Genomic DNA, 17,362 nt, shown 5'->3' with positions numbered 1-17,362 from the left:
TCATGTAAGGGGCCTTACATGCGCAAGAGCCTGCGGCTCATGGTTGCGGCCGCCACGGGGGCGGTGCTCTTCGCCACCGGCGGGATCGTCGCGACGCCCGCTTTCGCGGCCGACGGATCGGTCGACCCGGCCGGCATCGGTCTCACCGACTTGTTCATCCCCCCGTCGGGCAGCGACAAGATTCCCTTCAAGGTGAAGGTGAGCAACCCCTACGCGAAGGGCGCTGACAAGCCGGGCAAGGTGCACGTCCAGTTCCTCAAGACGGACGAGACCGACGCCAACGCCCACGCGGGCACCGCCGCCGACATCCCGGTCGTCAACGCCACGCCCGCTCCGGCCACCACCCTTGAGGTCGCCGCCTCCATCCCGGTCTCGTCGTCCGACAAGCCGGGCAAGTGGAAGTACCGCCTCGGCTACACCGAGAACGGCGTCACCACCGCTCCCACCTACCTGGGCTGGAACGAGATCACCATCGCCACGGCGACCCGGGTGACCTCCGCGAACGTCGACCCCGACCCGGTCAAGCTGAAGAAGGGCGACGAGGTCGACGTCTTCGCCAACTTCAAGCTTGAGAAGTACGGCGACGAGAAGGTCACCGGCGTCCGCTTCGAGCACGCCTCCTCGGGCGACTACTACTCGCTGAACAGCGGCCTCGAGGCCGACGACAGCTACCACGGCTCGGCCTCGTTCGACGACCAGGCGCCGACCGGCAGCTGGCAGCTCAAGGTCAACGTGACCCGTGGCTCGAAGAGCTACAGCTTCGTCAAGGGCTTCTCGGTCGACGGCTTCACCAAGGCCGCCAAGGCCAAGTCGAAGATCACGATCGCCGTCTCGCCCTCGAAGGTGAAGAAGGGCAAGTCGGTCAAGATCTACGGCAAGGTCTACCGCGGCACCAGCAAGTGGGGCGCGTGGTCCAAGAAGATCCTCAAGCTCTACTTCAAGAAGAAGGGCACCAAGACCTGGAAGTTCGTCGGCTACGTGGGCGCCAACTCGACGGGCAAGTACAGCAAGACCGTCAAGCCCAAGTACGACGGCTACTGGCGTCTCCAGGCGACCAGCACCAGCGCGACCAACTCGTCGCTGTCGCCGTACAAGCTGGTCGACGTCCGCTGACGTCGTCCTAGCCGCACCTGAGACTGCACACGGAGGGGCGTCCCGGAAGGGGCGCCCCTTCGCCGTGTCCGAGGTTCGACGGGTCACGCCGGCAGGCGAGACGCGAGGTGTGCTGGAGCAGCGGGGGGCTGCGACCGTGCGGTGGGGTGGCGTGGCGCCTGAGGCGGCGCCGAACGGTTTCCACAGAGCTGGTTGTGCGGCGCTGGAAACGTCGGTCCTGCGTGCGACGCTGGCCGGGCTCCCGGGTGGGCGGGCTCGGGCGAGCCGCCTCAGCGGTCGCACACGGCCGTGTCGCAGAAACTACGGGATGGCTGCCTCAGCGGCGGGGCATGACCATGTCCGCTGCGGAGACTCCAAGCGGGTCACCCAAGTCGCCGCAGATCATCCGGTCCACCGCAGAGATTCCCAGCGAGCCGCGCGCACGGCCCGTGCCCGCCACAGCTGCACCGGGTGGGTCGCCGCGCATGATCCGGTCCATCGCAGAGATTCCCAGCGGGTCGCGCGCATGGCCCGTGCCCGCCACAGCTGCTCCGGATGGGTCGCCGCACATGATCGCTTCTGCCACAGGAACTCCGGGCAACTCGCCTCACGACCCGTGCCCGCCACAGTTATTCGCGGTGAACCGTCTCGGTCGCCGCACATGATCGCATCTGCCACAGGAGCTCCGGGCTTCTCGGTGCGTGTCCGCCACACTTGTTCGCGGTGAACCATCTCGGTCGCCGCACTGGAATACGCCTGTGTCGAGGCTCAGTTCCGGGCTTCTTCAGCCACGCCCGACCGTATTGCCGTTTCGCGCCAAACTTCCCCGTCGTTTCGGGGCGGACTCCGCGCGGCCGGGTGGCGCCGGGTGCGGGCCGCGCCATGGACGGCGGGCGGCGCCTGGGTGGGCGGAGCCGTAACGGAAAGAAAGAATTTTCAGGGCCGATGCCCGAGATAGGCCAGAACCGCGAGAACGCGCCGGTGGTCGTCGGGCGCCGGGTCGAGGGCCAGCTTCAGGAAAATGCTCGAAATGTGCTTCTCGACGGCGCCCTCCGAGACGACCAGCCGCGCCGCGATGGCGCTGTTGGAGCGGCCTTCGGCCATCAGGGCCAGGACGTCGGTCTCGCGGGCGGTCAGGCGTTCGTGCGGGAGCCGGCGGCGGCCCAGGAGTTGCACGACCACGTCGGGGTCGATCACCGCGCCTCCGGAGGCGACGCGGCGGACCGCGTCGAGGAACTCGGTCACTTCGGCCACGCGCTCCTTCAGCAGGTAGCCGACCGCCTGGGCGCCGGCGCCCAGCAGGTCGGTGGCGTAGCGCTCCTCCACGTACTGCGACAGGACCAGGATCGGGAAGCCCGGGCGGCGGGACCTGATCTCCAGGGCGGCACGCAGGCCCTCGTCGGTGTGCGATGGGGGCATGCGCACGTCGACGACGGCCAAATCTGGGTTGTGTACGTCGACCGCTTCGACCAGCGAGGGGCCGTCGCCCACCGCGGCGACGGTCTCGATTCCGCCGTCGGCCAGCAGCCGGGACAGGCCCTCGCGCAGCAGCACCGAGTCTTCGGCGATCACGACACGCATGCCGTCACCATACGCAGGGCAGCTCGGCCCTGATGAGCGTGGGACCGCCGGGCGGGCTGTCGACGGTCAGGACGCCGTCGATGGTGGCCGCCCGGTCGGCCAGGCCGTGGAGGCCCCCGCCCGGTCGGACGACGGCTCCCCCGACGCCGTTGTCGGCGATCTCGACGACGACCCTGTCGGCGGCTCTGCTCACCCTCACGCCGGCTTCGGTGGCTTCGGAGTACTTGGCCATGTTGGTGAGGGCCTCGGCCACGACGAAGTAGGCGATGCTCTCGACGGCCGCCGGGGGGCGGTCGGCGATCTCGACGGTCACCTCGACCCGCACGGGGGCGCGGGCGGCCAGGGACGAGAGGGCGGCGTCGAGGCCCCGGTCGGTGAGGATCGCCGGGTAGATGCCCCGGGCCAGGTCTCTGAGCTCGGCTATCGCGGCCTTGGCCCCTGCTGCGGCGCTTTCGACCAGGATCCTGGCCTGCTGGGGGTCGTCGTCGAATTTGGCCTGGGCGCGTCCCAGGTCGAGGGCGACCGCCAGGAGGCGCTGCTGGGCGCCGTCGTGGAGGTCGCGTTCGATGCGGCGGCGTTCGGCCTCGGCGGCGTTGACGCCCCTGGCCCGGCTGGCCCTCAGGTCCTCGTTGCGGGCCAGCAGCCACGTGCGGTCGTCGGTGCCCAGGAGCGCCCTCGCCACCCAGCCGTGGGCCAGTGCGGCGGCCCTGAGGGCGTAGAGGGACGCGACCAGGGAGACCACGCCGACCAGCATGACCAGCACGGCCTCCGGGACTGTGGAGACCTCGACGAACCAGGCCGTCATCGTGCGGTCGGTCAGCACCAGCGGGAGCGGGAGGGCCAGGAGTTCCAGGCCCAGCGACCACAGGCCGAACACGACGAAGAACTCCAGCAGGCCCAGGGGACAGAGCAGCAGGACGTAGCCGAGGTCCTTCCAGGTGGCCGGGTCGACGAACAGCCACCTCAGGTGGGCGTAGAGGCCGCCGTCGGGGCGGGGACGGTAGGGGTCGGGGACATCGACGCCGAGCGTCCAGCGCACCAGCCGGCGCTCCGCGAACGCGACGGCCCGCCAGAGCAGGATCAGCACCGCCAGCATGGGCAAACCGACCCAGATCAGGACCAGGACCAGCGAGAGCGGCAGCGCCAGGCCCAGGCCGACGAAACAGGCGGTGCCGAGGGCGGGGGCGACGATGAAGTAGGGCGCCGCCTTCCACGTGACCGGGTCGACCGCGATGCCCAGCGGGCCCCACGGGCCGAAGGGGACCCTGTCCCGCAACCTTCGCTCCATGGGTTCGAGGATGCCAAAGGGCAGGGTGGCGGGGGTATGGAGCGGACGGGGTGGGGGTAACCCCCCGGTTTGCCCGTAGATGTCGTCTCCCCGGCCTGTCGGCTCGGGGTGGCCGGCGATCGTTTGTCCGCCGGGCGGGGGCGCACAGCGCTGTCTTCATGGACACCGGCCGGAACACCGTAACCGAGCAGGACTTCCGGGAGCAGGTGGCCGACAGAAATTGCTGATCCGTTGCGGCGTGGGCCGGGCGCGGCCGGTTGGCGCCGGATACGGCGGGGGGCGGAAGCAGGGGTCGGGGCCGATGTAGGCGGGAGCCGTAACGGAAAAAGACCCCGGACGGCGTCCGGGGTCTTTCGCCCGGCGATCGCGAGGATCGCCGCTCAGATCACGTGCTAGTCGCGGTCGTTGCTGACGGTGGTCTTCTGGACCTGCATCAGGAACTCGACGTTGCTCTTGGTCTCCTTCATCTTCTCCAGGAGGAGCTCCAGGGCCTGCTGCATGTCGAGTGCGTGGAGCACGCGGCGCAGCTTCCAGATGACCTGGAGTTCGTCCTTGCCCATGAGGATCTCTTCCTTGCGGGTGCCGGACGCGTCGACGTCGACCGCGGGGAAGATGCGCTTGTCGGCCAGGGAGCGGTTGAGCTTGAGCTCCATGTTGCCGGTGCCCTTGAACTCCTCGAAGATGACCTCGTCCATCTTCGAGCCGGTCTCGACCAGGGCCGTCGCCAGGATCGTCAGCGAGCCGCCGTTCTCGATGTTGCGGGCGGCGCCGAAGAAGCGCTTGGGCGGGTAGAGGGCCGTGGAGTCGACACCACCCGACAGGATGCGGCCCGACGCGGGGGCGGCCAGGTTGTAGGCGCGGCCCAGGCGGGTGATCGAGTCGAGCAGGACGACCACGTCGTGGCCCAGCTCCACGAGGCGCTTGGCGCGCTCGATGGCCAGCTCGGCGACGGTGGTGTGGTCTTCGGCCGGACGGTCGAAGGTCGAGTGGATGACCTCGCCCTTGACCGACCGCTGCATGTCGGTGACCTCTTCCGGACGCTCGTCGACCAGGACGACCATCAGGTGGCACTCGGGGTTGTTGCGGGTGATCGCGTTGGCGATGGCCTGGAGGACCATCGTCTTGCCGGCCTTGGGCGGCGACACGATGAGGCCGCGCTGGCCCTTGCCGATCGGGCTGACCAGGTCGATGATCCGCGTGGTCATGATGTTGGGCTCGGTCTCCAGCCGCAGGCGCTCCTGCGGGTAGAGGGGGGTGAGCTTGTTGAAGTCGGGGCGCTGGCGGGCCTGGTCGGGCTCCATGCCGTTGACGGTGTCGAGGCGGACCAGCGCGTTGAACTTCTCGCGGCGCTCGCCGTCGCGCGGCTGGCGGACGGCGCCGGTGATGACGTCGCCCTTGCGCAGGCCGTTGCGGCGGATCTGGGCCAGCGAGACGTAGACGTCGTTGGCGCCGGGCAGGTAGCCGCTGGTGCGGACGAACGCGTAGTTGTCGAGGATGTCGAGGATGCCGGCGATCGGGATCAGGACGTCGTCGTCGCTGACCACGGGCTCGTTGGCGTCGCCGAAACGGTCGCGGCCGCGGCGGTTGCGCTCGCGGAAGCGGCCACGACGGCCGCGCGGGTCGTCGTCCTGCGGGCCGCCCTGGCCGGGACCGCCCTGGTTCTGGCCCTGGTTGTCGGGACGGCTGTCCTGCTGGCGGTCCTGACGGTCCTGGCGGTTGTCCTGGCGGTCGTTGCGGCCCCCACGGTCGCCACGCTCGTTGCGGTCGCCGCGGTCCTGACGGTCCTGGCGGTTGTCGGGACGGTCGCCGCGGTCTTGACGGTCGCCGCGCTCACGGCGCTCGCCGCGCTCGCCACGCTCACCGCGGCCGCGGCGCTCGCGGCGGTCGCCGCGCTGCTCACGGCCTTCGGCCGGGGCCTCGGACTGCTCCACGACGGTCGGGGTCGTCTGCACCGTAGGCTCGAGGGTTGCCGGCGGGGCGGACTCGACACGCTCTGCGGGAGCCTCGGCCGGGGCCTCGGCGGGCGCCGCGGCGGCGGCGCGGGCGGAGGAACGTTCCCGGCGGGCTCTGGTGGGCCGCTCAGCCGGGGCGGCTTCCGCCTTGGGCTCGCTCTTGGGCTCGGGCTTGCTCTCCGCGGCGGGCTGCGCCGCCGCCCCCTGCTTCTCCTGGATGGCCGCGATGAGCTGGCTCTTCCGCATCCGGCCGGTGCCGCTGATGCCGAGACCGGAGGCCATCGCCTGCAGTTCGGGGAGCACCATGGCCGACAGGCCGGTGCCGGAGCGGCGACGGCGCGCGGTCGTGGGGGCGTCGCCGACGGGTGCGTCGGCGAGGAGTTCGGTGGTGTCGCTCAACTAAGGGTCCTTCCCAGGGGTCGGGCGCCGGACTGTCTGATTCCGCCGTCCCGGTTATGCGACCCGGCGGGACAGACCGGGTCGGGCTTCGTGGATCTCGTGCGGTCGAGCCGGGTGCCGAGAATCACGAGCGGCAGGCTTCCAGGGGAGACCCCCTGGGATGCCACGACCGACCAGATGTCGAGGTGGCTCGAACGCGCATGTCTCCGAACACGCCGCCCCCTGCCGCGTCGGCGGATGGAGGAGGTGGGTTCAGGGAAATCGCCACGGCGGCTTCGGCTGTGCGAGGAACCGCGATGTACGAATGACAAGCACGCACCCAACACGGGGGCACCTGGTGCGGCTATCAGCCTAACATCACCGGCGCACACAGCTATTCCCTGAAGGTCGAAGAGGCATCAGCGTGTCTCGGGAAACTGAACGGTCGCACCGGAAGGGTCGACGTTCAGTGGCTGGATTTGCCAGTCGATACCCACTTCGGGCTCGATCAAATCCTGCGTATCCGGCGTGGAAAACGCAAGAACCGTGGGGCCCGCTCCCGAAACGACCGCGGGCACCCCCTTGGACCGCAGACGTTCTACCAGATCGGCGGTCTGCGGCATGGCGGGCGCGCGGTACCGCTGGTGGAGACGATCTTCCGTCGCGGCCAGCAGCACCGAGGTCTCCGGCCTTCCGGTCAGCGCGGCGACCAGCAGCGCGGCCCGGCCCGCGTTCGCGGCGGCGTCGGAATGGGGCACCGACCCGGGGAGCAACCCCCGCGCCTCTTCTGTGGACAACCGGAACGGGGGTATCAGGACCACCGGCCGGATGTCGGCGTGGGGCAGCAGCCGGCACACGCCGGAGTCCCACGAGATGGTGAGCCCGCCGCGCAGGCAGGGCGCGACGTTGTCGGGGTGGCCCTCGATGGCCGTCGCCAGGGCCAGCGCCTTGTCGTCGTCGAAGGCGGCCCCCGACAGGGCCCGCGCGGCCAGGATGCCGGCCACGATCGCGGCCGACGACGAGCCCAGGCCGCGCGCGTGGGGGATCCGGTTGACGCAGGTCAGCCGGATGCCCTCGGGCTGCGCGACGCCCATCTCGTCGAAGGTGCGGCGCATGGTCCGCACGATCAGATGCCCCTCGCCGGTGTCGACCTCGCCGGCGCCCGCCCCGTCGACCTCGACGACCGTCTGGTGACCGCCGATCGAGGCCGTCACCTCGTCGTGGAGGTCGAGGGCCAGGCCCAGGGTGTCGAATCCGGGGCCGAGGTTGGCGCTGGTCGCCGGTGTGCGCACCAGAACGGTCAAAGGGTGCTCCCGCAGGTCAGGCGAGTTCGAGTGCGGCCGCCGCCGCATAAGCGTCGATCGGGATGGTCACGGGGGCCGGGGCGCCCGAGATCGCCCAGTCAGGGTCTTTGAGGCCGTTGCCGGTGACCGTGCAGACCACCCGCTGGCCCGGCTGGAGCAGGCCCTGCTCGTGGGCCTGGAGCAGGCCGGCGACGCTGGCGGCCGAGGCGAGCTCGACGAACACGCCCTCGCCCTGGGCCAGCAGCTTGTAGGCGGCGGCGATCTGGCGGTCGGTGACCGCCTGGATGACGCCGCCCGACTCGTCGCGGGCCGCCTCGGCGAGCTTCCACGACGCGGGGTTGCCGATGCGGATCGCGGTGGCGATGGTGTGGGGGTGGGTGACCGGGGCGCCGTTGACGATCGGCGCGGAGCCGCTGGCCTGGAAGCCGAACATCTTCGGCGGCTTGGCGGCGTATTCCTGGTAGCCCATCCAGTAGGCGGAGATGTTGCCCGCGTTGCCGACCGGGATGCAGTGGACGTCGGGCGCGGAGCCCAGGGCGTCGACGATCTCGAAGGCGGCGGTCTTCTGGCCCTGGAGGCGGTGCGGGTTGACCGAGTTGACCAGCGCGATCGGGTAGTTCTCGGCGAGCTTCTTGGTCATCTCGAGGCAGTCGTCGAAGGACCCCTCGACCTGGAGCAGCTTCGCGCCGTGGACGAGCGCCTGGGCCAGCTTGCCCATCGCGATCTTGCCGCGCGGCACGAGCACGGCGCAGGTCAGCCCGGCGCGCACGGCGTAGGCCGCCGCCGAGGCCGAGGTGTTGCCGGTCGAGGCGCAGATGACGGCCTGGGCGCCCTCTTCGACGGCCTTGCTGATGGCCACGGTCATGCCGCGGTCTTTGAAGCTGCCCGTCGGATTGAGGCCCTCGACCTTGAGGAACACGTCGCAGCCGACCAGCGCGGAGACCTTCGGCGCCGGAACAAGCGGGGTGCCACCTTCGAGAAGGGTGACCACGGGCGTCGTCGCGCTCACGGGAAGCCGGTCGCGGTATTCCTCGATGAGTCCACGCCAAACCCTGGACATGCGGATCCTCCATGTCACCTGCGTTATCGGGCACCGAGTCTACGGGCAAACGTTCGAGATCCGGGATTCGGCGTCCGCCAGATGGGACGAACCGCCGAATGCGGGGTAGCACGCCCTTTTTGTCCGCCTATTACGCTCTCAGGAATCTGCCAGGGAGGTTGACTATTGTCGATCACCGTTCCGCAGAAGACCGGCGATCGTGTGAAGGAGAAGGCATCGTGACGGGCACCGCCGCCCGGCCCCGGATCCGCCACAACGACTACTCGCCGCTGTCGCCGCCGGAGCCCGGTCACTGGACGCCGCGCCTGCCGGTCAGCGTGGTCATCCCCGCCCACGGCAACCAGTCGCTCGTCGACCTCACCCTGGCCGCCCTGTCGGCGCAGACCTATCCCGCCCATCTGACCGAGGTCGTCGTGGTCGACGACGGCAGCCTGCCGCCGCTGCGGCTGCCGAGGATCAGGCCGGAGAACACGCGGGTGATCCGCTCGGGGCCCGGCGGCTGGGGGCCCGCCTTCGCGCTGAACGCCGGCGTCGCCGCGACCGAGGGCACGGTCGTCCAGCGGCTCGACGCCGACATGGTCGTCTACCGCGACCACCTCGAACGGCTGCTGCGCTGGCACCACCTCACCGACTATCTGGTCACGATCGGCGCCAAGGTCTTCGTCGAGCCGCCCGCGCTCACCCCCGAGCAGATCGTCGACGCCGTGGCGAACGACCGGCTCGGCGAGCTGATCGACCTGTCGGCGGCGACGCCGAGCAGCACCGAGCGCACCATCCTGCGGCTCGACGGCATGAAGAAGAGCCGCAACCCCTACCACGTGGTGACCGGCCCGACCCTGTCGTTGCACCGTTCCCTGCTGAAGGCGGTCGGGGGCCTCGACGCCGAGGTGCACCGGGGCGAGGACACCGAGTTCGCCTACCGGCTGGCCCAGGGCGGCGCGGTGTTCGTGCCCGACCTGTCGGCGCGGGCGATCCACATGGGGGTGCCGGCCCAGAAGCGCAACCGGGCGGCCACCGTGAAGGCCGTGGAGCCCTACCACGCCCAGCGCATCCCGCTCCGCCGGGACCTGCGCAAACAGCGGGGGCGTACGTGGCACACGCCGTACATAGAGGTGGTGTTCGACGTGGCGAAGGCGAGCGAGCGGGAGGTGCGCGACGCCGTCGAGTCGGCGCTGACCGGGTCGATCACCGACGTGCGGGTGCTGCTCACCGCCCCGTGGTCGTCGGTCAAAAGGGGGCGCGGCGAGGCCATGGCGGGCCAGGAGTTCGAGCTGCGCCTGATCAGCGAGAGCATGCGCGGCGACCCCCGGGTCCAGCTGGCCGACCAGGCCCCGGCGACGGCCTTCCCCGTCCCGTTCCGCTACCGGGGATCGGTGCACGCGCCGCTGGCCGCCGAGACCCTCGAACGCATGACACGGACGATGACTGACGGTCGGCTGGGCGTGCTGGTGACCGAATCGCCGGCCGGGACCGAGGCCGTCATGGAACGCACCGAGGCGGTTTCCCGCGCCCTGTTGCTGGCCGGCCGGGGCGAAAGTCCACACGACGTCATCCGCCAGACACACGGGGTCAGGCGGGCCTCCCCCGGGCTGTTCTGGCCGGGCCCGGATCCCGGCTCCGACGTGCCTGAGGAGAAGCGTCGAGGGCTAGGGTTGTTTCGCCGTTTGACGTCATGACATGTCGATTCGACGGCAAAATTTCAGTATTCCGGCCAACGAATCGTGAGAGATCTTCCAATAGAATCCCGATCCATTCCTTGTTGACACGGAGGCTGACAAAAGATGCCCACGCTCCGCCGTCTGGCGATGCTCGGCGCAGCAGCCGGAACGGTCGTGCTGGCCGCCCTCGCCGCCCTGGTCCTAATGGGCGCGCTTCCCGTGGTCGACGCCCTGGTGCTGGTGCTGCTGGGCGGCTGCCTGGCCGCGCTCGCGCTGCTGCTGTTCAGCGTGCGGCGGCTCGACGGCAAGACCCAGCGCATCGACACGCGGGTGAAGAAGCTCGAGACCAACCTCGCCCGGGTCACCGAGACGCTGGGCGCCGTCTCCACTGAGCTGGCGGGCGCCTCCCGGCTGCTGGCCGAGGGCGCGGCCCGCCGCGACGACGACCTGCGCGCCGTGCTGGCCGCCCTCGGCGAAGACCGCGTCAACGCGATGTTCCTGCGCAACGAGGTCGAGGCCGAGATCAAGGAGATCCGCCGCATCACCGGGGCGCCGCCCCGGGTGCGGACCGATGTGGGCGAGCGTTGACGGCGCGGATCAGGCACAACGACTGGAGCTCCCTGCGCCCGGCCCCGCTGGGCGCCTGGACCCCGCGCCTGTCGGTCAGCGTGGTCATCCCGGCCTACCAGTGTCAGGACGCGCTCGACCGCACCCTCGCCGCGCTCGCGGCGCAGAGCTACCCGGCCGACCTGACCGAGGTCGTCGTCGCCGACGACGGCAGCACGCCCGCGCTGCGGCTGCCGCCGCTGGCCCCCCACAACACCAGGATCGTCCGGGTGCCCGCCGGTTCGTGGGGGCGCGGCGCCGCCCGGCAGGCCGGGGCCTCGGCCGCCTCCGGCGACGTGATCCACTGGCTCGACGCCGACATGCTGCTCGACCGCGAGCACGTCGAGGCCCACATGCGCTGGCACCACCTGGCCGGATACGTGGTCGTGCACGGCACGATCAGGTTCGTCTCGGCCGAGCAGCCCTCCCCCGGCCACGTCTACGCCGAGGTCGCCGCCGGCCGGTCGGCCAACCTGTTCCCGGGGGCGGACGTCCATCCTCATGTGTGGCTGGAGAAGACGCTCGCCGAGACGCGGCGCCTGCGCGACGCGCGGTCGAACCCGTCGCGGCTGCACTCCGGCGCGACCACCTCGGTGCGGGCCACCATGCTGGCGCGGGCGGGCGGCGTCGACGTGACGATGAACATGGGCGAGGACACCGAGCTCGGCTATCGGCTGACCCAGGCCGGGGCCGTGTTCATCCCCGACGCCGAAGCGCTGAGCTGGCACGTCGGCAAGTCGACCGTGATGCTGCGCGAGAAGGAGGTGCACCGGCACAACTGGACCCTGTTCGCCGACCGCATCCCCGATCTGCGCTGGTTGCGCACCCATCCGCGGCGCGTCTACACGGTCCCGTACGTCGAGGTGGTCGTCGCCGCCACCACCTACGAGGAGACCCGGGGAACCGTCGACAACGCCCTGGCCGGGACCATCCACGACCTCGCGGTCACCATCGAGGGCCCCTGGCGCGACCTGCCGGCCGGCCGCCGGGCCTCGCTCGACGAGCCGCTGCTCGACCTGCGGCTGCTCGGCAACCTCTACGCCGGCGAACCCCGCGTCAACCGGGTGGTGAAGGCCCCCTACCGGCTGACCCTCCCGGCCGGCTGGGCGCTCGGCGCCGACAGCGTCGCCCGGCTGGTCAAGCTGGCCGAGACCGAGGGCTACGGCCTGCTGTGCGCCGCCCTCGCCGAGACCCACGACGGCGTCGCGACGGCCCGGCTGGAGAAGACCGCCGCCTACAACCGGGCCCGGCTGTTCCCCGGCGAAGACCCCGACGACGTGGTCGACGAGCTCTTCGGCGCCCACTGGGTCGACGGGGCCGAGTTCGGCATCGTCCCCCTGGCGGAGGCCGAACCCCTCAAGGGCGACGCCCAGACCTGGCGGGCGCTGGCCGAGAAGCACAAGGCCGAGGCGCGCAAGCACAAGGCGGAGGCCGAACGGTGGAAGGCGGAGGCCGAGAAGCTCGCCGCCCAGCCGCCGGCCAAGCGCCGGTGGAGGGGCCGATGACGACGTACAGGATCGGTTTCGACGACGGCGAGGACGACCTCGACAGCGGGCTCCACCTCGATCCCGAGGCCGAGGTCGCCGAGGTGACGGTGGTCGCCAAGACCCCCACCGACCTGCGCCGGGCGATGACTTTGCAGTCGACGCTGCCCAAGGCGTCGAAGGTGTCGGTGGTGGTCGCCGAGGCCCCCTACTGGTTCACCGCGCCGAACCCGTCGCTCACCCCGGCCCACCGGTGGCGGGCGCTGACCGAGGTCCGCACGTTCAAGAAGGGCGCCGGCTGGCAGGTCGACGTCACCTTCAACGCCCCCACGCCCTCGGGCCGGGTGGTCACGGCGGTGGCCCGCGCGTTCTCCGGGAACCGGCTGGAGGCCATCGCCTCGCCGGTGCCGGTGGTGGCCGGTCCGGGCGCGGCCCACTGGCGGCCGGGCGACCCCAACGCGGCCGTCGCCGACCCGAAGGGCCCGATGCCGATCCGCATCGGGGCGCCTGCGGGCGACCTGGTGGTCCGCACCGACGCGTCGGCCCCCTGGGCGGGCGACGCCGTGACCGTCGACCGGTCGGGCTCGCCGAGTTGGGAGGAGATCGGGCGTCCCGGCGGCGAGAAGCTGCTGGCGGCCGGGCTGACCGACCCCGCGCTGGTGCCGCCGGTCGACGACCGGTCGGTCAACCCGATGGGGTTCGTCAGCGTGCCGACCCAGGGGGTCGGCGAGCTCACCGTCGTCGACGACGCCTGGGTGATCCGGTACGACGGCGCGGTGCTCACCCGGATCGCGGCGTCGGGCGCGGTGACCGTCATGGACGTCACCCGGGTCCGCAAGCTGCGCGGCGTCACGATCGACTGGCGGCGCGGCCACACCGGCCCCCTGACCGCCGTCAGGGTGGTGGCCGGGCTGGCCGCGGCCGGGGTGCCGCTGGTGTGCGACCACGTCCCGGCGTGGGCGGGGGCGCTCGGCCCCGGCCTGGTCGCCCTGCTCGACCAGGCCCCCGAAGGCGTGCTCGACGACGACCTCACCCGCGAGGAGCACAGCATCCGCCTGCGGCGGCGCGCCCTGCGCGACCACGGGGTCAAGGAGCGCTGGGCGCGGCTCGGCGCGGTCGGCTCCTACCTGCCGACGACCTCGATCCTGCTGGCCACGCGGCGGCCCGACCAGGTCGCGTTCGCGCTCGAACAGGCCGGCCGGCAGCGCGAGGCCGACCTCGAAGTGGTGCTGGCGCTGCACGGCGTGCCCCGCGAGCATCCCGGGGTCGCCGCGGCGATCGAGAAGTTCGACCGGCCGCTGACCGTCTACCAGGCCCCGCACGCCCAGGCGTTCGGGTCGGTGCTGAACGCCGCCGCCGAACGGGCGTCCGGGTCGATGTTGCTGAAGATGGACGACGACGACTGGTACGGCCCCGACTTCCTGGCCGACCTGCTGCTCGCCCACTCCTACAGCGGCGCCGACGTGATGGGCACCTCGCCCGAGTTCGTCTACCTCGCGGCCATCGACGTGACCGTCCACCACCAGCAGATCACCGAGCAGGTCACCAACTTCATCGCCGGCGGGACGATCCTGGCCACCCGCTCGGCCTTCGACGCGGTGGGCGGCTTCCGCCCGCTGCCCCGATCGGTCGACACCCAGTTCCAGCACGCCGTCCAGGTCGCCGGGGGCACCATCTACCGGGGTCACGGCCTCGGCTACATCCTGCGGCGGGGCAAGGCCACCGAGCACACCTGGCGGGAGCCGATCGGCACCTTCCTCAAACGCAACAAGCGTCAGTGGCGCGGGTTCCGGCCCAACGCGCTGATGGAGCTCCCGGGAGGCAGGTCATGACGGCTCGCGTACCCCGCAACGACTACGGCGTGCTGGTGCCGCCCTGTCCCGACTCCTGGCGGCCCGGCAAGACCGTGTCGGTCGTCATCCCGGCCCGCGACTGCCAGCGCAAACTCGACCTGACGCTGGCCGCGCTGGCCGAGCAGGACTACCCCGCCCACCTCATGGAGATCATCGTCGTCGACGACGGCGGGCCGCTCACGGTGCCGCCGGGCGTCCGCCTGGTGCCCAACGAGGGCTGGGGCATCGCGTGGGCGGTCCGCACCGGGTTCGGCCACGCCACCGGCGAGGTCGTGCTGCGGCTCGACGCCGACGTGGTGCCCTCGCGCGGCCACGTCAGCGCCCACATGCGCTGGCACCACGCGGCCGACTACCTGGTGGTGCTGGGCGATTTGCGGTTCACCGCGTCCGAGACCGACCTGCCGCCGGTGCGGGCGCTCGGCGCGGCCGTCCGCGAGGGGCGGGAGGCCGAGCTGTTCGAGGAGTGCGAGGGCCACACCTGGTGGCACAAGCTCGTCGACGAGTACGACGGCCTCCGGCGGGCCCCCAGCCCGATGCTGCACCGCCTCCACGTCGGGGCGAGCGTCTCCCAGCACCACGACCTGTGGACGCAGGCCGGCGGCATCGACACCTCGCTCGTGCTGGCCGAGGACACCGACCTCGGCTACCGGCTCACCCAGGCGGGCGCGGTGTTCGTGCCCGAACTGGAGGCGCCGGCCTGGCATCTGGGCCGGTCGACTTTAATGCGGCGGCAGACCGAGGTGAAGCGCTACAACGCGCCGTTCGTCGCCGACCGCATCCCCTACCGGCGATTCCTGCGCACCGAGGGCGGCCGCCAGTGGCTGGTGCCCTACGTCGACGTGGTGATCGACACCCGGGGCGCGAGCTATGAGAACGTGCGCGGCGGCGCCGACGCGGCGCTGGTCAGCACGCTGCCCGACGTACGGGTGACCCTGGTGGGCGACTGGTCGCAGCTGCACGACGGCCGCCGCTCCGCCTTCGACGACCCCCGGCTCGACGCCCGGCTGATCAAGGGCGGCTACGAGCACGACGGCCGCGTCCGCCTCGTCGAGGACGCCGGGCCGACCTCGGCGCCGGTCCCGTTCCGGCTGGTCTGCCCGCCCGGCTGGACGATCGCCGCCGAGACCCTGGTCTCCCTCATCGAGAAGGCCGACAAGGCCGACCTCGGGCTGCTGCACATCGCGCTGACCGAGACCCACGAGGGCATCGTCACGGCCCGGCTCGAACGCACCGCCGCCATCGCCCGCGCCCACCACGTGATCAAGGACGGCGAGGAGTTCGACGACGTCGTCCACGAGCTCTACGGCTCCGAATGGCTCGACGGCGAGGAACTCGGGTTCGCCCGGGTCGACACCGGCGTCAAGCCGCCCATCGTGAGCCGGAACACCGAGGCCGCCCACTGGCGGGCGCTGGCCATCGACCGTAAGATCGCCGCCGGACGGCTGGAGAAGCAGGTCCACGCGCTCGAACGGCAGGTCGGCGCCCTGGAGAAGAAGGCCGCCAAGGGCACCGCCGACACGGCGCGCTGGCAGGCGAAGGCGGAGAACTGGCGGGTGCAGACGGTGCGGTTGCAACGACGCGGTGAGCGCACGGTGTTCAAGCGGGCGTTGCGCAAGGCCCGGCGGCTGCTGGGCTGATGACCCTCACCGCACGTCGCGGCCTCCCGGTCAGGGAGGCCGCTCGTTCTCACGGCCTCTGGGTCGGCCTGATAGTCGCGGTCGCGGCCGCCGGTTACACCCTCGTCGGCTACCTGGAGCTGCGCGGCATGCGGGCCGGGGTGCTCGACCTGGCCATCTTCGACCAGGGGGTGCGGAGCTACTCGGAGTTCCGGCTGCCCGAGTCGGTGACCAAGGAGTACCTCGACGGCTTCCACGACGAGGGGTTCTCGCTGCTGGGCGACCACTGGTCGCCGATCCTGGCGCTGCTCGCGCCGCTCTACTGGATCAACGACGGCCCGTTGTCGCTGCTGTTCGCGCAGGGGGTGCTGTTCGCGCTGGCGGTGCCGCCGCTGTGGTTGTTCACCCGCCGCCGCCTCGGGCCCGCCGCCGCGTATCTGGTCTCGGGGGCGTACGTCGTCTGCTGGCCGGTCGCGCAGGCCGTCGAGTTCGACTTCCACGAGGTGGCGTTCGCGCCGCCGCTGATCGCGTGGATGGTCGAGCGGCACGACGCCGGCCGGGTCCGCACCGCGCTGGTCATGGGCGGGCTGCTGCTGCTGACCAAGGAGGACATGGGCCTGGTCGTCGCGGGGTTCGGCCTCTACCTGGCGGCCAGGGGGCGGTTCCGGGCCGGGGCGCTGCTGGCCGGCGGCGGGGTGGCGGCCGTGCTGGTGGCGACCAAGGTGCTGATCCCGTTCTTCGGCGGGCGCGACGGCTTCTACTGGCGCTACGAGGACCTCGGCGACGGCCCGTTCTCCGCGCTCGTCCACGTGCTGACCCATCCGGTGCAGACGCTGGCCCTGTTCGGCAGCCCGCCGGACAAGCTGGTCACGATGGGCTGGCTGCTGCTGATGGTGCTGGGGGCCTGCCTGCTGTCGCCGCTGGCCTTGCTGTCGCTGCCGCTGCTGGCCGAGCGCATGTTGTCGTCGTATCCCCACTGGTGGGGGGTGCCGTTCCACTACAACGCGTTCCTGGCGATCCCGCTGTTCCTGGCGGCCGTCGACGGGATCGCCCGCTTCGGGCCCCGCACGCGGGTCACCTGGGCAGCCGGGGTGCTGGCGACCGGGCTGGTCACGGCGCCGGTGTTCGCGTACGGGACGATCGTGAAGACCGAGCTCGGGCCCGAGCCGGCCTATGTCGCGGTCGCCCGCCGGGCGGTCGCGGCGGTGCCGCCGGGGCCGATGGTCGCGGCGGCCCTGCCGGTGGGGGCGAGCCTGACGGCGCGCAACCCGGTGATCCTGTGGCAGCCGGAGCCCGCCTACGAGAACCCGCCGTGGATCGTGGCCTTCACCCGCTGGAAGACCACGCCGTTCGACGGCGTCGACGACCAGGTGGCCGAGGTGGCGCGGTTGCGCGCCACCGGCTACGTGACGGTCTTCGACGAGGGCGGCTTCGTCGTCCTGCGCAAGCCCTGAGATCACCCGCGCCCGTTTTGTGGCTATCTGACATGG

12 protein-coding genes are annotated in these 17,362 nt (G+C 71.4%); 7 read left to right on the top strand and 5 right to left on the bottom strand.

What is annotated here, in order from left to right; translation table 11 throughout:
• Positions 1-18 precede the first annotated feature (18 nt).
• Complete coding sequence (locus tag AW271_RS11655) at positions 19-1,113, top strand: hypothetical protein (RefSeq protein WP_062335795.1); 1,095 nt, start codon at positions 19-21, stop codon at positions 1,111-1,113.
• A gap of 915 nt (positions 1,114-2,028) precedes the next feature.
• Here AW271_RS11655 and AW271_RS11650 read toward each other — a convergent pair.
• From AW271_RS11650 to thrC, 5 genes are all read right to left on the bottom strand, one after another.
• Positions 2,029-2,673, bottom strand: coding sequence for a response regulator transcription factor (locus AW271_RS11650; protein WP_062335792.1), 645 nt, complete (start codon positions 2,671-2,673; stop codon positions 2,029-2,031).
• 4 nt (positions 2,674-2,677) lie between these two features.
• On the bottom strand, positions 2,678-3,961 hold the full coding sequence (locus tag AW271_RS11645) for a sensor histidine kinase (protein ID WP_062335790.1): 1,284 nt from the start codon (positions 3,959-3,961) through the stop codon (positions 2,678-2,680).
• Positions 3,962-4,353: 392 nt separating this feature from the next.
• Positions 4,354-6,312, bottom strand: coding sequence for a transcription termination factor Rho (rho, locus tag AW271_RS11640; protein WP_062335788.1), 1,959 nt, complete (start codon positions 6,310-6,312; stop codon positions 4,354-4,356).
• Positions 6,313-6,710: 398 nt separating this feature from the next.
• Entirely contained in the window at positions 6,711-7,643 is a 933-nt protein-coding gene (gene thrB, locus AW271_RS11635; RefSeq protein ID WP_062335786.1) for a homoserine kinase, read from the bottom strand.
• Positions 7,612-8,655 (bottom strand): threonine synthase, encoded by a 1,044-nt coding sequence (thrC, locus tag AW271_RS11630; protein WP_062335784.1) that lies wholly within the window; start codon positions 8,653-8,655, stop codon positions 7,612-7,614. Before thrC ends, thrB begins: the two co-directional genes overlap by 32 nt.
• Before the next feature lie 218 nt (positions 8,656-8,873).
• Between thrC and AW271_RS11625 the strand changes: the two genes are divergently transcribed.
• The 6 genes from AW271_RS11625 (at position 8,874) to AW271_RS11600 (ending at position 17,326) form a co-directional block, all read left to right on the top strand.
• Positions 8,874-10,331 carry a glycosyltransferase family 2 protein gene (locus tag AW271_RS11625; RefSeq protein ID WP_062335782.1) on the top strand — a complete coding sequence of 486 codons (1,458 nt, stop codon included), beginning with the start codon at positions 8,874-8,876 and terminating at the stop codon, positions 10,329-10,331.
• A 105-nt stretch (positions 10,332-10,436) separates the two neighbouring features.
• Positions 10,437-10,901, top strand: coding sequence for a hypothetical protein (locus AW271_RS11620; RefSeq protein ID WP_062335780.1), 465 nt, complete (start codon positions 10,437-10,439; stop codon positions 10,899-10,901).
• Positions 10,898-12,424 (top strand): glycosyltransferase, encoded by a 1,527-nt coding sequence (locus tag AW271_RS11615; RefSeq protein ID WP_062335778.1) that lies wholly within the window; start codon positions 10,898-10,900, stop codon positions 12,422-12,424. The genes AW271_RS11620 and AW271_RS11615 overlap by 4 nt, the downstream gene beginning before the upstream one ends.
• Positions 12,421-14,235 (top strand): glycosyltransferase family 2 protein, encoded by a 1,815-nt coding sequence (locus AW271_RS11610; RefSeq protein WP_157554030.1) that lies wholly within the window; start codon positions 12,421-12,423, stop codon positions 14,233-14,235. The genes AW271_RS11615 and AW271_RS11610 overlap by 4 nt, the downstream gene beginning before the upstream one ends.
• Positions 14,232-15,893 (top strand): glycosyltransferase family 2 protein, encoded by a 1,662-nt coding sequence (locus AW271_RS11605; RefSeq protein ID WP_062335773.1) that lies wholly within the window; start codon positions 14,232-14,234, stop codon positions 15,891-15,893. The genes AW271_RS11610 and AW271_RS11605 overlap by 4 nt, the downstream gene beginning before the upstream one ends.
• Positions 15,893-17,326 (top strand): DUF2079 domain-containing protein, encoded by a 1,434-nt coding sequence (locus tag AW271_RS11600; protein ID WP_062335771.1) that lies wholly within the window; start codon positions 15,893-15,895, stop codon positions 17,324-17,326. The genes AW271_RS11605 and AW271_RS11600 overlap by 1 nt, the downstream gene beginning before the upstream one ends.
• The last annotated feature ends 36 nt before the right edge of the window (positions 17,327-17,362 follow it).

It is taken from the genome of Herbidospora sakaeratensis, from assembly GCF_001570525.1.
GTDB lineage: Bacteria > Actinomycetota > Actinomycetes > Streptosporangiales > Streptosporangiaceae > Herbidospora > Herbidospora sakaeratensis.
The sequence above is the reverse complement of the archived record's forward strand: the minus strand, read 5'-3'. Positions and strand labels throughout refer to the sequence as shown.